Raw genomic sequence first — 13881 nt, forward strand, 5'->3', positions numbered from 1 at the left:
ATTCAAATAAACTTACACGCGTCATATAGGGGGGGGTACCCCCCTTGAAAGGGAGGAAGAACAGATGCGGACAAATCAGCCGACAGACGGCTTAGACTCCCAACGCCTCATTAACATCCCGCACAAGGTTCCGCAGGTAGCTCCGCTTATTCAGCAGCACCACCATCGCGTCCTTGGCCCGAGTCTTCGCCGCCTCATCCCCGGTATCCACACCGGCGTCCCACACCGACCACAGCCCCTCCAACTCCGCCTGGGTCTCCACCATCTTCGCGTCGAACGTGTCTTTCGCAGTCAACAGATCCCGCCGCAGCTCAGGCTCATCCTCGCCCATCTTGTTTGCCGCGCGCATCTCCTGCAACTGCATGTTCAGCTCGAAGACCTCTTCCAGCAACTCCGGAGGGACAATCTGTTTCTTCTGTTCGCCCGTTTCCCGCGCCGCATCGGTCGCCGCCTTCGACTGCTCCTCAAGCTCCACCCCCTCGAGCGTCAGCAGATACTGAGTCCGCGAAATCGGGTCCTTCAGGGTCCGGTAAGCATCGTTCAACAACGAGCTCTCCGCCAGTGCCGCTTCCTGCTCAGCTACCGGCTTCGAAGCGAACCGATCCGGATGCAGCTTGCGGCTCAGCACGTAAAACTGCTTCTCCAGCGCCACAACATCCAGCGCCAGCTTTCGTGGAAGCCTGAAGAAAGTGAAGTAATCCATCTACGCCGTAAAGCTCGACCCGCACCCGCAGCTCTTGGTCGAATTCGGATTGATGAAGTTGAATCCCTGCCGCATCAGCGTCTCTTCAAAGTCAAGCACCATGCCATGCAGGTAAATAAAGCTCTTCGGATCGACAAAGATCCTTATCGCCTTACCGTCGGTAGGATCGCCCGCGGTAGCCAACCCTTCGCCAAACGCATACACACGATCCCGTTCCCGAGGCTGTGTATCAAAGCGAATGTTGTAACTGAGCCCCGAACAGCCACCGCCCTGTATCCCAACCCGCAGCCCACCCTGATCCGGCGAAACACCCTCCTTGGCCATCGCAACGCGAATTCGCTTCAGCGCCTTTTCCGTAATCTGAATGCCCTTCTGACCCGGTTCCTGTCCCTGCGCAGTCAGCACATTCATCCCCGCCAGCGGATTCTTCGTCTCACCCGATGCAGCAGCCTTCTGGGCCGACTCCATCTCCGCCGCGGTTTGTAGTGTCACCATCGCCATATCGCCGTCCTTGCTAATACCAATCAAGCCCAACAGATAACGGCAGCGACGCGACTGAAGTATGCGCCGCTACCGTTATCTCAACCCAATACCCGCAGCTCTAAACTTAGTGAGCAGCCGCAACCGTTGCCGTCTCGGCAACGTTATTCTTTTTCTTCCAGTCACCGATGGCCGCACGGATCGCATCTTCCGCGAGCACCGAGCAGTGAATCTTCACCGGAGGAAGCGCAAGCTCCTTCACAATGTCCGTGTTCGTAATCGCCATCGCCTCGTCGATCGTCTTGCCCTTCACCCACTCGGTCGCGAGTGAGGAAGAAGCAATCGCCGAACCGCAGCCGAAGGTCTTGAACTTGGCATCTTCGATCACGTTCGTCTCGGGATTCACGCGGATCTGCAACCGCATCACGTCACCGCACTCCGGGGCGCCTACAAGCCCGGTGCCAACCTCCGCCGCGCTCTTATCCAGCGTGCCAACGTTCCGTGGATGATTGTAGTGGTCTACGACCTTATCGCTATAAGCCATCTTGTTCTCCTATCTTTCTCTTCCAAATCCCTAAGCGCAAGTTCCTGTTTAGTGCGCCGCCCATTCAATCTTCGAAAGATCGATGCCTTCTTTCACCATCTCATACAGCGGCGAAAGCTCCCGCAGCTTCGAAACCACATCGATGACCTTGTCCGAAACGTAGTCGACATCAGCCTTCGTATTGAAGCGGCCAAGACCGAATCGGATCGAGCTGTGAGCCACATCATCGCCCAGGCCCAAAGCCTTCAATACATAAGATGGCTCAAGCGTCGCTGAGGTGCAAGCAGAACCCGAAGAAACTGCAATATCATTGATTCCCATCAAAAGGCTCTCGCCCTCGACGTAGACAAAGCTCATGTTCAGGTTACCCGGCAGATGATGATCCATATTGCCGTTCACATGCACATAATCCAACGCCTTCTCGAACTTGGCCTTCATGTAGTCGCGCAACTCCTTCTCACGCTTCGCCTCGGCCTCCATCTCCTGACCTGCGATCTCGCAAGCGGCACCCAGCCCGACGATCCCAGGAACATTCAGCGTGCCCGAACGCATGCCGCGCTCATGTCCGCCACCATTGATCTGCTCCGAGATCTGGACCCGCGGGTTACGCCGACGAACATACAACGCACCTGCGCCCTTCGGCCCATAAATCTTGTGCCCCGAAAGCGAGAGCACATCGATATTGTCCTTCTGCACATCGACGGGAATTTTACCCACCGCCTGAACAGCATCGGTATGAAAGATCACACCCTTCTCGTGGCAGAGCTTGCCGATCTCGGCGATCGGCTGAATCACGCCGATCTCGTTGTTCGCATACATGATCGAAACCAGGATCGTCTTGTCATCAATTGCGCGCTTCAGATCCTCAAGATCGATCAGGCCATCTGCCTGGACTGGCAGATACGTCACTCGATAGCCCTGCTTCTCAAGCTTTTTGCAGGTATCCAGAACGGCCTTGTGCTCGGTCACCTGCGTGATGATGTGGTTGCCGCGCTCGCGATACATCTCGGCAATTCCCTTGATCGCGAGATTATTCGACTCGGTCGCACCACTGGTAAAGATAATCTCCTTCGAAGTCGCACCGATCAGTTTGGCAATCTGTTCGCGGGCCTTCTCAACTGCCTGCTCCGCTTCCCAGCCAAACACATGGTTGCGACTCGCGGCATTACCAAACACCTTGCCAAAGTAAGGCAGCATCGCATCCAGAACTCGCGGGTCCATCGGTGTCGTCGCGTGATTGTCCATATAGATCGGCAGCGTAACGCCAGCCGGTAATGGTGCCGAGGATTCACTAACCACCACGCCGTTGTTGCTCATCTCATTGCTCATCTTATCTCCCGAACCCATAACTCCTGATTCTTCTCTGATCTCAAACTCTAACCACCGCCAATCAGCGTTGGCTAGACTGCGATACTTACAAGCCCGCCACCCACCGGCGCGCCTGATCCAACATGCTCCGTATCCCCGGTCTCGATCAAATCGGCGATACGTATTCCGTTCAAAAGATCCTTGATGCTGTCATTCACCTTGCGTAATGGTTCTTTGATGGTGCAATGCCCCGCCAGGTCGCAAGCTCCGTGAATCGTAATGCAACTTGTAATAAAAAGCGGCCCGTCGATCGCGCGAATCACTTCAAACGCCGTAATCTCCGTGGCGCCCCGCGACAGCGCGTAGCCACCATTGGTCCCGGCATGGGAAACCAGGAGTCCAGCCTTCGCTAAGGTCTGTAGAATCTTCGCCAACAACTGCGGGGGAATATGGTAGGCCTCTGCGATATCCTTCGCACTGTGCGCACTACCGTCCTTTTGCTCCGCTAAATACTTCAGAGCCATCAGACCATAATCGGCTTTTTTGGTCAGACGCAGCATGTCAGGTTTGTGCTCCCGCCGGAAATTGGCCGAAACTCAGACAATTCCAGTCCTAGATAAGTGTACGTCCAAAATTCCAGGTGTGCAACAGGCGATCGAAGTACGCCAGTACTGAGTTTCACAGCCACTCTACAACATAAAGTCCGCAAATCCAGGTTGACAAGGGGTCTGTAGACGGGCAAAATCCATACCATTCACATTTTTCTCCCCAAATGACCGTCATCTGCAAACATCCCATTGTCAAAATCGTCGCCCGCGAGGATGACGCCGAATTCGTCGAGTGTCAGAAGTGCGGAGAGGTCTTCGATTCGGCCGAGTACAGCGACATCGCCATCGAGGAAAAGACCGCCCTCGCCGAGAGTCCCTCCGACGACTAAACTACCGTCTGCTCCGGTGGCGAGTTCATCCTTCGCAGCACAATCCAGGCATACTGCGCCGCGGAAAGCGGCGCCAATACGGCAATCGAGCGCACCAAAACATCCCGAAACGTCGCCAGCTCCGGTGACACAAAAAGCTTCTGACAAAGCACAGCAATCAGTGCGACGATCTGTACAAATGTGTTCAGCTTCCCGAATACACTCGGCCTGAAGTCGCGCAGAGTTCCCGTCACAAACAGAAGTGTCGAAATCAGGAGAATCCCCAGATCTCTGCTGAAGACCAGAACCGTAACGTACAACGGAATCATTCCAACGTGGGTCAGCACCACAAATAGCGAACTGAGCAACAATTTGTCTGCGATCGGATCGAGATATTGCCCCAGCGTGGTCTTCTGGCTCAGCCATCGCGCCAGCAACCCATCCAGCGCATCGCTGATTCCGGCAAGCACAAACAACGCGAACGCGATGCCATAATGCCCATCCAGAATCTCAATCAAAAGGAAGGGGATGATAAAGAGCCGCATCAGCGTAAGCAGGTTCGGCGCAGCGCGAAATTGGCTTAGAAAGGGCACGATGCGGGATCAATCCATCCTAACCCAACCCCGCGAAGGTTGCCCCAGCGTCAATCTCCATTTAGACTGAAACAACGCACAGGCGCGTAGCTCAGTTGGTTAGAGCGCTACCTTGACACGGTAGAGGTCAGCGGTTCGAATCCGCTCGTGCCTACCATCTCTTAGAGCACTTACCACAAAAGGTAGCTCAGACGCTGGTAGCCTTGACAGCAACCCTCAGAAACTTGCTCAACACATTACTCTCCTCTTCAACCAACATTGCAAAAGGTTGTTAAGGAAATTTGCGATGGCATGATTGCACGTCTACTGAGTCAGGCAGTTGGTAAAAGAGCCACGCACACTGACTGAACAGCGCCCACTGGTTTCATTGCTTCTATGATATGTTTTTCCTGCTGAACATTTTCACGTGAACCGCATCACTCCTACCTGGACAGGTTGCAGGGAAGGTCCCTCAGTGGAATGCAGGCCGTGCGTTGAAGAAGCTCGGAGAGCGGTAATCGCGGGTTTCTTCGCGCTTCAAGCGATACGGGCTGACCTCTTTGGGTCGCACGTCGAAGACCGCTCCCGGTTGTCAAAAGATGCAACAGGCTTCTACGCTATCGGACAGCAGCGACATGTGCGCGTCGCGGAGGAGTCATGAGAACTGGGGCGTACATCTCTTGCCCATCGCGCATTGTGGCACCAGTCCTCTGCCTTCTGTTATTCGCCGCTGCTTTCTATGAAGACGCACTCGGCCAAACCGCTCCTGTTTCGTCCCCTCAAGCTCTTCCTCTCACGCTGAAGGACGCCGTGAAGCTGGCGTTGAAGCAGAACCCGCAAGTTGTGGCCTTGCGGCTGCTCTCTCTGGAAAGCGACCGCGATCGCCAAATCTCACGCGCCGCTCTACTGCCGCAGGCAAATCTCACAGCCCTTGGAGTGGTCAGGCAGTACAACCTGGCCTCGGTCGTGCGCTCGGCCACGCGCGGCACGGGCGGCCCCTTTCAATTTATCCAGGCCGGCCCCGCCTTTTCGCAGTCGCTTTTTAATCTTCCCTTATTTCGCAACTACCAGATCTCCAGCGAAGGGGTTCGCGAAGCAAACGCACAAGAGAATATAACGCGCGAAGACGTCACCGCCTCGGTCGTAACTCAGTACATCCTCGTACTACGCGCCTTTGCGACTTACGACGCCGCAAAAGTCCGCGTCGCTCTCGCCGAACGCCTTTACGAGCAAGCGTCAAGTTTGCAGAAGACGGGAATCGGCCTGAACATTGACACGACTCGTGCTCAGGTCGAGCTGCAGAACGAACGGCAGAATCTGATCGACGCGGAAACCGAGACACACACAACGAACTACATCTTGGCCGAACTGCTCGACCTTCCGCGTGATCAGGAGCCAGTAGTCACAGATAAATTGCAGTTCTTCGATCTGCCGGAGTTTGAAGAAACGGCGGCCATCAACACAGCATTTGTGAGTCGTCCAGAGATGCAAGTGCAAGCGTCGCAAGAGCGCATCACCAATCTGGAGCGGAAATCTGCGTTGGATGAGCGCGCACCACAGATTGATTTCACTGGAATATGGCTTTACCAGGGCTCGCGCTTCGACAACGGCATTCCCGCGTACAGATATCAAATCGCCTTCAACGTGCCACTCTTCACCGGCGGCCGCATCCACGCCGAAGTTGCCCGCGCAAGCCTGGAACAAAAGCGTATCGCGCAGAACCGCCAACTTCTGGAGGCGCGCATCGTTCGCGAAGTGAAGTCCGCCATCGTCGAACTCGACGCCGCGCGCAAAAACGTCGACGTCGCGAACCTCGGACTTCAACTAGCGAACGACGAAGTCGCGCAGGCCCAACGCCGCTTCTCTGCCGGAGTCACCACCAACATCGAAGTTGTCACCGCGCAGGACGCGTTAGCCCGCGCAAACTCGAATCAGATCGACGCGCTCTACCGTTTCAACCAGTCCAGAGTCAATCTGGCCCAGGCTATGGGCGAGGTACAGAACACATATGCCAAGTAAAGAGAACGCCGAAAGAAAATTGCATCGATGAGCTCGACACCTACACCACCCGCTCCGCCGCCAGAATCCTCACCGGCATCGGCGCCGGAGACGACGCCTTCCTTTCTGGCCACCGTCAGCAAAGCGATTCGCGAGCTTCCTCGCCTCGGGAAGATCGCCCTGATTGCGCTCCTGCTCATCCTGCTCGTCGGCTGGTATATCTGGATGGGACAAGTCACCACAGAGGACGCGCAGGTCGACGCTCACATCACGGCTGTCGCCTCCCAGGTCTCTGGCTACGTCGTCGCGCTGCCGATCAACGACAACGTAGACGTCAAAGCAGGCGATGTGCTGGTGCAGATCGATCCCCGGGAATACAAAGCGGAGGTCGATCAGGCCAAAGCCTCTTTCGATCTTGCCGAAGCCGAGGCGAACGCAGCCAAACTTCAGATCGGACTAACACGGGGCACCACAACACATAGCACTGGCGGAGCCGTGGCACAGAGCCAGTCAGATACCGCCGACTATTCGATGGCACAGACTCAACTGGAACGTGCCGCCACCGCCAACCTGCTTCAGGCGAAGGCCGAAGTCGCCGCCAAAAAGGCAACCAACCAACGGGCCCAGGCCGACCTTGAACGCTATAAGCCACTTGTCGAAACCAATGACGTATCCAAGTTTCAATTCGATGCCGTCGACGCAACCGCACGCGTCGCGCAAAGCGACCTCGCAGCCGCCGAACAACAACTCGTCGCAGCGGAGCAGAATGTAGAGATCGCTAAAGCAACATTGAACTCCTCAAAGGCAAAGTTGGCGCGCTCGCAATCTCTCCTGCTGGAGTCGAGAGCCCGCGAGCAACAAATTCCGATCACCGAGTCAACGTACAAATCCGCACTTGCAGGCGTCGAACGCGCCAAAGCCGTCTGGGACCAGGCTCTCCTCAATCTTGGTTACACCACCATCATTGCGCCGATCACTGGCCAGGTAACCCAGTTGACCGTTCACCTCGGACAATACGTTCTACCTGGAAATTTGCTGTTCACACTCGTGCCTCTCGATAAGGTGTACATCACCGCGAACTTCAAAGAAACACAGATGGCTCACGTTCACCCTGGCCAGCGCGCGAAGATTCACGTCGACACCTACGGCCGAGATTTCGAAGGCATCGTAGACTCCATCGCAGGTGCAGCCGGATCCCGGCAGGCGCTTCTGCCTCCGCAAAATGCGACCGGCAACTTCATCAAAGTCGTGCAGCGTCTTCCAGTAAAAATTCTCGTGAACCAAAGCCAGGACTCGCGCTTTGTCCTGCGCCCGGGAATGAACGTCGAAGCTACCATCTACACTCGCTGAACTGGCGGAGGGTCATGAGCTATCTTGCTGGCAACAGTCCTGGCGGCCTCGAACCATGGGAGGAGGAGTACAGCCAACATGTAAGCCAATCGCTCGCCCAACTTTCCCAGAAACACAGACTGATCATTCTGCTCAGCGTCGGTCTTATCACCGCAATCGAAGTCTCGAACCGACTCTCCATCAATGTCCTGCTTCCGGACCTGCAGGGCAACGTCGCGGGCACCTCGGACGAAGTGAGTTGGGTAGTCATTCTCTACAATCTCGGGTTCTTGTGTTCGATGGCTATCAGTTATTGGATGACGCGCGTTCTCGGCTCACGCCGCCATCTGCTCGTCAGCATTGCGTTCTACGCTACAGGGGCCATCGGATGCTTTTTAAGTCCCCACAGCCTCAGGCTCTTGCTTATCTCGCGGGTCATCATGGGCTTTGGTGGTGGAGCGTTTCTGGTTCGCACCGTTATCCTTATCCGCCTGATGTTCCCCGGAAACGCCAGCATATTCGCCATATCCTGTCTTTACGCGGAACTTTCCGTTTTCGAAGCCGTCTACCCCGTTGCCATGGGCTGGATCTCCGATACATTGCGCTGGAACTACGCCTTCCTGTTGGATTTTCCTTTTCTTGCTATCGGCACATTTCTAATCTGGAAATACTTGCCCTGGGGACATCTTTCCTTACATAGCGAAAAGTCCTACCTCGACGCGTGGGGTGGAGGACTGCTGCTTGCGGCGCTCGGTGCCATGCAGATTGCGCTCAGTAGAGGAGAGCGCGACCTGTGGTTTCAATCGCCTTTGATCGTGTGCTGCCTGGTCGTGGCAGTCGTTTGCTTCGCGGGCTTTCTCTGGTGGGACTGGAGACCTGAAAATCCCGCACCCGTTTTTCATCTACGCACCATATGGCGGGAAGCTTCACTACGATCCTACGTACTGATCGTCGCTATCGTCGGCGCGATGCTGAGCGCCGGACTGTACGTTCTGCCTCAATATCTGCGTTTCGTGCAGGATTACAGCGCAACTCAGACAGGCGGCTTTATTTCGACGTACACCATCGGATTGGGAATCGGCTTGCTAGTTACAGTGCGTTACGTACAGCCCCGGCTTGGCGGAGTCAGAGTAGTCGCCCTCGGCGCAGTGATGATGTGCGCTTCCAGCATCAACTTCATATACATCTGGACGCCCACCACACCAACCTGGCTTCTCGCACTGTCGATCTTCCTGCAAGGTCTGTCGATGGCGCCGCTAGTGAGGGGTGCTTCCAACATTGCCACAGGCCAGGCAGCCTTCTTCCACGTGAACGACATCTCCACAAGTTATTTTTTTATTCGACAATTGGGAAACACCTTTGGAGTCACCGCCGCAACCGTCATGTTCGACCGTCGCCAGACGTTGCACTCCGCACGTCTTGTCGACGTTGCTAACCGCCTCGACCCAACCCTTCAATCAACCCTGGCGCAATACTCGAGTCTGATCGAACGCAACGGTGGAGCAGCCAGCAATCCTGCCCTCGGTGCCATCCAAATCTTCCAGTCGGATGTGATCACTCAGAGCCGGCTGCTCTCCTACATCGACATATACTTCGGTCTCGCGGTTCTCAGTGCAATCATTTTTCTCCTGATAGTCGTCACACGCCCAAAGAATGCATCCTCTCCAGTACGCCCTCACTTCCACTTGTGGTGAGAGACTATCGATCTACTCACTTCGCCGAAATCATCGGCAGACCAGTCACAGGCCAGTGCTCCACGAGCGCTTCAACATTGGCCTCAATCGCGGCTCCCGCCGACGTCCCAGCCACCACTCCAACGTTCCATCCATCCACCATCACCATAGCGTCCTCTCCCTTTAGGTCCGAAGTCGCCGCTTCCATCGTGATCGTCCTCGTCTCATCAGGCAGCAGCGAAATGTAGTTATCGCTGTAATACACCGGCAGCACGCGCTCACCCGAGCGCTTCCGGCGCAACTGCAGATGCGTCATCAGCGCAACCTGCTTGCCGGGATTATGCAGCGTCACCGAGACCACGCTCTTTCCGTCAGCGTCGCTTCGGCTCACCTTCGCATCAAGCGTGATCGTCGACAGGCTGTCCAGCAGCTTCAGGTCATCCTGATGTTCTGGCAGCGCACGCCAGTAGAAGTTCTCCGAAATCACCTTCCCAGTCGCGTCCTTCAACTCCAGCTTCACAAAGTGAACTGGCGAAAGACTTGCAGGCCAGGCCATTGATCCAAGCGTCGTCGCCACGCTCGCGCCAGCAGACACATCAAAGTCATGCTCATACTGCATCGACCCATCCAGGTTATAAATCGCAAGATGAGCGTGCGCGTTCTCCAATGACGTGTTCAGATTATTGATCACCTGAACCTCTCCAGTGCCTTCATTCAACTGGATATGAATCGGCTCCGCTGCCTTCTTCACCGCAAACAGCGCCGAATTCGGTTCAAGATCATGATGATAGAGCTGCCACACAAAGCTCGGCTGCGCAGGATTGCTCATCCACGTAATCACACCGGTCGTCGGATGAAACAGCTTCGCATTGCGACCTTCATACATCGCTCGAAACGCCTCATAGTTCGCAAGCTGCGACTTCCGCACAAAATCCGCGAGATTCGCAACCTTGCCGTACCGTTCCGCAATCATCGCTGGATACGTGTCACCATCCGCTGCCCCCTTGGCGAAGTCATGCTCCGCCCAGTCGTCATTGATCGTCTCCCAGTCTTTCTCCGGCATCATGCCATGAATCGACTCAAGCGTCGGAACCGATACGCTTCCAATCTCCGTCTTGAAAGCTTCATCGTAGACATAAAACTCCCGAGGTGTTCGCCAATGATAAGGGCCATGTGAATTGACTCCCCGACCATCAGCCGAGTTCGCCTGGTACAACCGGGTCGGTTCCAACTCCGTCATCAAAACCCGCAGCGCATCGTCGATCTTCTTCGGCGGATATCCTTCATTCCGCGCACACCACAACACGATCGAAGCATGGTTCCTAAACCGCAGAATCTTATCCCGCACATTCGCCATGTACGTGTCGAAGTCGTCCGGGTCAGGTCCATCCGAGGGATTCGGTTGAAAAAACTCATCCCACACAAGGATCCCGTACTTATCGCACAGCTCATAGAAGTCTTCGCTCGTGCTCTGCCCTACCCAGTTGCGAATTAAGTTCATATTCGCAATCTGGTGCATCCGGATCTGCGCCTCCAGCCGCTCCCGCGGATTGCGCTTCATCGCCTCATCCAGTCCCCAATTGCCTCCGCGAATAAACACCCGAACGCCGTTCACCGAGATCGTCAAATTCTCCGAGTCAGGCACCGCATACGTAAACTTGCGAACTCCAAAGCTCACATCCTTGCTATCCGAAGCCTTCCCATCTACCTCAAAGCTGAGATGAAGCTTATAAAGATTCTGCGGCCCATAGCCATTCGGCCACCACAGCTTTGGATGCTCCACATGCATCGCCGGCGTACTCTTCGTGTCCACGGTAACCACTTGCGAACTGTGCGCCGCCACCTCCACGGTCTGCGCAAACGTCACATCCTCAAAGCTTCCCTTCAACACGCCCTTCTGCGGCGTATCCGTCACATTCTCCACCCTCGCCTGCACCGAAACATCAGCAGAGTCCACCTTCGGCAGAGGAAGATCCGTCGTCACCAGCGGATCTTTAATCACAACCGGCCCACTCGCCGAAATAAAAACCTTCTGCCAGATCCCCGTATCCCGATCGCGAATCGCAGGAATCCAATCCCAGCCAATCGTCGAAAGAAACGTCGGTCCATCGATCGCTGTAATGCCGCCGTTCCTGCCAACACCATCGCGAATCGTGTGTTCATGCGGATCGCCAGGATGAGGTTGCGGCGACACCAGCACCGCAAGCACCGCCCCTTTCCCTGGTTTCACATCCAGCGAAATATCGAAGATCCCGCGCCGAAACGCGCCCTTCGTCGTCCCAACCTGTCTTCCGTTCACCCATACCTGAGCCGAAAAATTGATCCCTTCGAAATTCAGCCAAATATGCTTTCCGGCATATGCCTTCGGCACTTCAAAGACGGTGCGATACCAGTACGAGGTACGAGCGAGACTATCGGGAATTTTGTCGGGACGATTATTCTCGCCATACAGAGGCTCTGGATAAACCCCAGCATTCACCAGGCTCGTCAGCACCGTTCCCGGCACGGTTGCCGAGTACCAACCCTGCGGCCTGAAGCTTGTAGAACTGATCGCATCCCCGGTCTGCGTCACCTTCGCCGCATCCTGCAGTTGCCAACCAGCCCCCAAACTTACCGGCTCCGCAAAAGATGAGTCAGCCGCCAAAGCCACGGAACCCAACCCCATCGATCCAGCAACAAACAGCAAAACCAACGCCCATCCCCAGACTTTCATTCGCATTCAACCCACGCCTCTGATCTATCGATCTCTAGACTCGCCGAAATTTGTGACGCGCAAAGTTACACCGCGTCAGACATAGAAAACCCTACACGATCCTCGAGCAAAGGTCACACCGCGGCGTCAGCGCTGAACCGTCGTCTCCGCCTTCGTGAGTTTTTCCGACACCTGCGCTGGAGTAGGCAGTTGCGAGCGATCCCATCCTCCGCCCAACGCCTCGATCAGCTGAACCGAAGACGTCATCTCCTGCACTCGCAGGGTCGCCACCGCCTGCCTATCGGTCAGCAGAGTCGTCTGTGCCGTCACTACATCGACGTATGGATCGATGCCCGTCTGATACCGAGCCGTCTCCAGCGTTACAAACTCTTCAGCCGACGTTACCGCCTGCTGCTGCTGAATCAACTGCTGCGAAAGAATCCGGACTGAAGAGAGCGCATCCTCCACTTGCTGAAACCCTGTCAGAACCGTCTGCCGATAGCTGGCAACGTCTGCGTTATAAACCTCCACGAACTGTCGCACCGTCGCCCGACGCAGTCCAGCATCGAAGACCGTCTCACTCACTGTTGGCCCAATCGACCAGAACCGGCTCGGCCAGTCGAACAAATGCTTGAACGTCGAACTCTCGAACCCTCCCGACGCGCTCAAGGTGAGGTCCGGATAATACGCAGCCGTAGCGATGCCGATCTCTGCATTCGCGGCGGCCATATTCCGCTCCGAAGCAGCAATATCAGGTCGCCGCTCCAACAATGCCGAAGGAAGACCGATCGGGATCGGCGGGGGACTTACACTCACAGGCTTTACAGGAATGGAAAAGTCCGATGCGTTAGCTCCAACCAGCATTGCGATCGCATGTTCGTACTGTGCTCGCGCCACACCAAGATTAGTCGCCTGCGCCTGTACATTCTGCAGCGTGTTCTGCGCTTCCACCACTGAAATACGATCGCCGACCCCGGTGTCATACTGCGCCTGCGTCAACTCCAGCGCCTTCTTATCTGCCTCCACCGTGTCATTCAAAATCGCCTGCAGCGCATCCTGACCACGTATCTCGAAGAAGAACGTAGCGAGACTAGCCTGTTCCGTCAGTCGCTCATTCTCCAGATCCGCAGCACTCAACTGCGCGTTGTACTGCTCCTCACGAATCGTGTTCCGGACTCTACCCCAAAGATCAGGCTCCCACGAAACCGTCGCCGGTAGGGACCCAACCGAACTCTGCCGCCCAGGATTAGCAACACTGGAGGTTCCCAGATTTGCCGACGTCTTAGCACGCTGATACGAAGGTCCTACCGTCACCGTCGGATAAAGCTGCGCCCGCGCCTGGGCTATCAGTGTGCGTGCCTCCATAAAGTTCGCGAAAAACTGCTTGATGTTCTGGTTATCGATGTTTAGCCGCTCTTCCAGCGCATTCAACTCGGAATCGTTGTAGATCTCCCACCACTTCCCATGCAGCATGGCATCCTGCGGCTGCGCGACCTTCCAGCCATCAGTATCCTGAAACTGCGTCGGCGACTCTTTGTAAGTCGCAGGAGGTGCCTGGGCCACCGCCGGCGGCGTATGGTACTTCGGCCCAACCATGCATCCAGACAGCAGAAGCGTCGCAAGTGTCGGGCATATCGCAAAGGTGAATCGAGGATTATTCATAGTT

The 13881-nt window shown here is 55.7% G+C and carries 12 protein-coding genes and 1 tRNA gene; 5 read left to right on the forward strand and 8 right to left on the reverse strand.

Annotation, left to right across the window (positions count from 1 at the left end; translation table 11 throughout):
* Positions 1 to 91: 91 nt before the first annotated feature.
* The 5 genes from hscB to RBB76_RS08295 form a co-directional block, all read right to left on the reverse strand.
* Positions 92 to 703, reverse strand: a complete 612-nt coding sequence (hscB, locus tag RBB76_RS08275; RefSeq protein WP_429627893.1) for a Fe-S protein assembly co-chaperone HscB — start codon at positions 701 to 703, stop codon at positions 92 to 94.
* Positions 704 to 1204, reverse strand: coding sequence for a HesB/IscA family protein (locus tag RBB76_RS08280; RefSeq protein WP_429627892.1), 501 nt, complete (start codon positions 1202 to 1204; stop codon positions 704 to 706).
* Positions 1205 to 1310: 106 nt separating this feature from the next.
* On the reverse strand, positions 1311 to 1727 hold the full coding sequence (gene iscU, locus RBB76_RS08285) for a Fe-S cluster assembly scaffold IscU (protein WP_183973334.1): 417 nt from the start codon (positions 1725 to 1727) through the stop codon (positions 1311 to 1313).
* Positions 1728 to 1775: 48 nt separating this feature from the next.
* A complete protein-coding gene (locus tag RBB76_RS08290; protein WP_429627891.1) occupies positions 1776 to 3056 on the reverse strand; it encodes an IscS subfamily cysteine desulfurase in 1281 nt (426 codons plus the stop codon).
* A 71-nt stretch (positions 3057 to 3127) separates the two neighbouring features.
* Positions 3128 to 3595, reverse strand: coding sequence for an RrF2 family transcriptional regulator (locus tag RBB76_RS08295; RefSeq protein WP_429627890.1), 468 nt, complete (start codon positions 3593 to 3595; stop codon positions 3128 to 3130).
* A 212-nt stretch (positions 3596 to 3807) separates the two neighbouring features.
* On the opposite strand from RBB76_RS08295, the gene RBB76_RS08300 reads away from it, so the two are divergent.
* Positions 3808 to 3972, forward strand: a complete 165-nt coding sequence (locus tag RBB76_RS08300; protein WP_429627889.1) for a hypothetical protein — start codon at positions 3808 to 3810, stop codon at positions 3970 to 3972.
* On the opposite strand, the gene RBB76_RS08305 is transcribed toward RBB76_RS08300, so the two are convergent.
* Positions 3969 to 4544: a CDP-alcohol phosphatidyltransferase family protein gene (locus RBB76_RS08305; RefSeq protein WP_429627888.1), complete on the reverse strand. Its 576-nt coding sequence runs from the start codon at positions 4542 to 4544 to the stop codon at positions 3969 to 3971. The two genes, RBB76_RS08300 and RBB76_RS08305, sit on opposite strands and share 4 nt — an antisense overlap.
* An 80-nt stretch (positions 4545 to 4624) precedes the next feature.
* Here RBB76_RS08305 and RBB76_RS08310 point away from each other — a divergent pair.
* The 4 genes from RBB76_RS08310 (at position 4625) to RBB76_RS08325 (ending at position 9544) form a co-directional block, all read left to right on the forward strand.
* Positions 4625 to 4701: transfer RNA gene (locus RBB76_RS08310), tRNA-Val, on the forward strand.
* Between the two features lie 479 nt (positions 4702 to 5180).
* Entirely contained in the window at positions 5181 to 6542 is a 1362-nt protein-coding gene (locus RBB76_RS08315; protein WP_429627887.1) for a TolC family protein, read from the forward strand.
* 27 nt (positions 6543 to 6569) lie between these two features.
* Entirely contained in the window at positions 6570 to 7871 is a 1302-nt protein-coding gene (locus tag RBB76_RS08320; RefSeq protein ID WP_429627886.1) for an HlyD family secretion protein, read from the forward strand.
* 14 nt (positions 7872 to 7885) lie between these two features.
* On the forward strand, positions 7886 to 9544 hold the full coding sequence (locus RBB76_RS08325) for an MFS transporter (RefSeq protein WP_429627885.1): 1659 nt from the start codon (positions 7886 to 7888) through the stop codon (positions 9542 to 9544).
* A gap of 16 nt (positions 9545 to 9560) precedes the next feature.
* On the opposite strand, the gene RBB76_RS08330 is transcribed toward RBB76_RS08325, so the two are convergent.
* Both RBB76_RS08330 and RBB76_RS08335 read right to left on the reverse strand, forming a co-directional pair.
* Positions 9561 to 12242: a glycosyl hydrolase 2 galactose-binding domain-containing protein gene (locus RBB76_RS08330; protein ID WP_429627884.1), complete on the reverse strand. Its 2682-nt coding sequence runs from the start codon at positions 12240 to 12242 to the stop codon at positions 9561 to 9563.
* A gap of 120 nt (positions 12243 to 12362) precedes the next feature.
* Positions 12363 to 13877, reverse strand: coding sequence for an efflux transporter outer membrane subunit (locus tag RBB76_RS08335; RefSeq protein ID WP_429627883.1), 1515 nt, complete (start codon positions 13875 to 13877; stop codon positions 12363 to 12365).
* Between the last annotated feature and the right edge of the window lie 4 nt (positions 13878 to 13881).

This window comes from Tunturiibacter psychrotolerans (assembly GCF_051013365.1).
GTDB lineage: Bacteria > Acidobacteriota > Terriglobia > Terriglobales > Acidobacteriaceae > Edaphobacter > Edaphobacter psychrotolerans_A.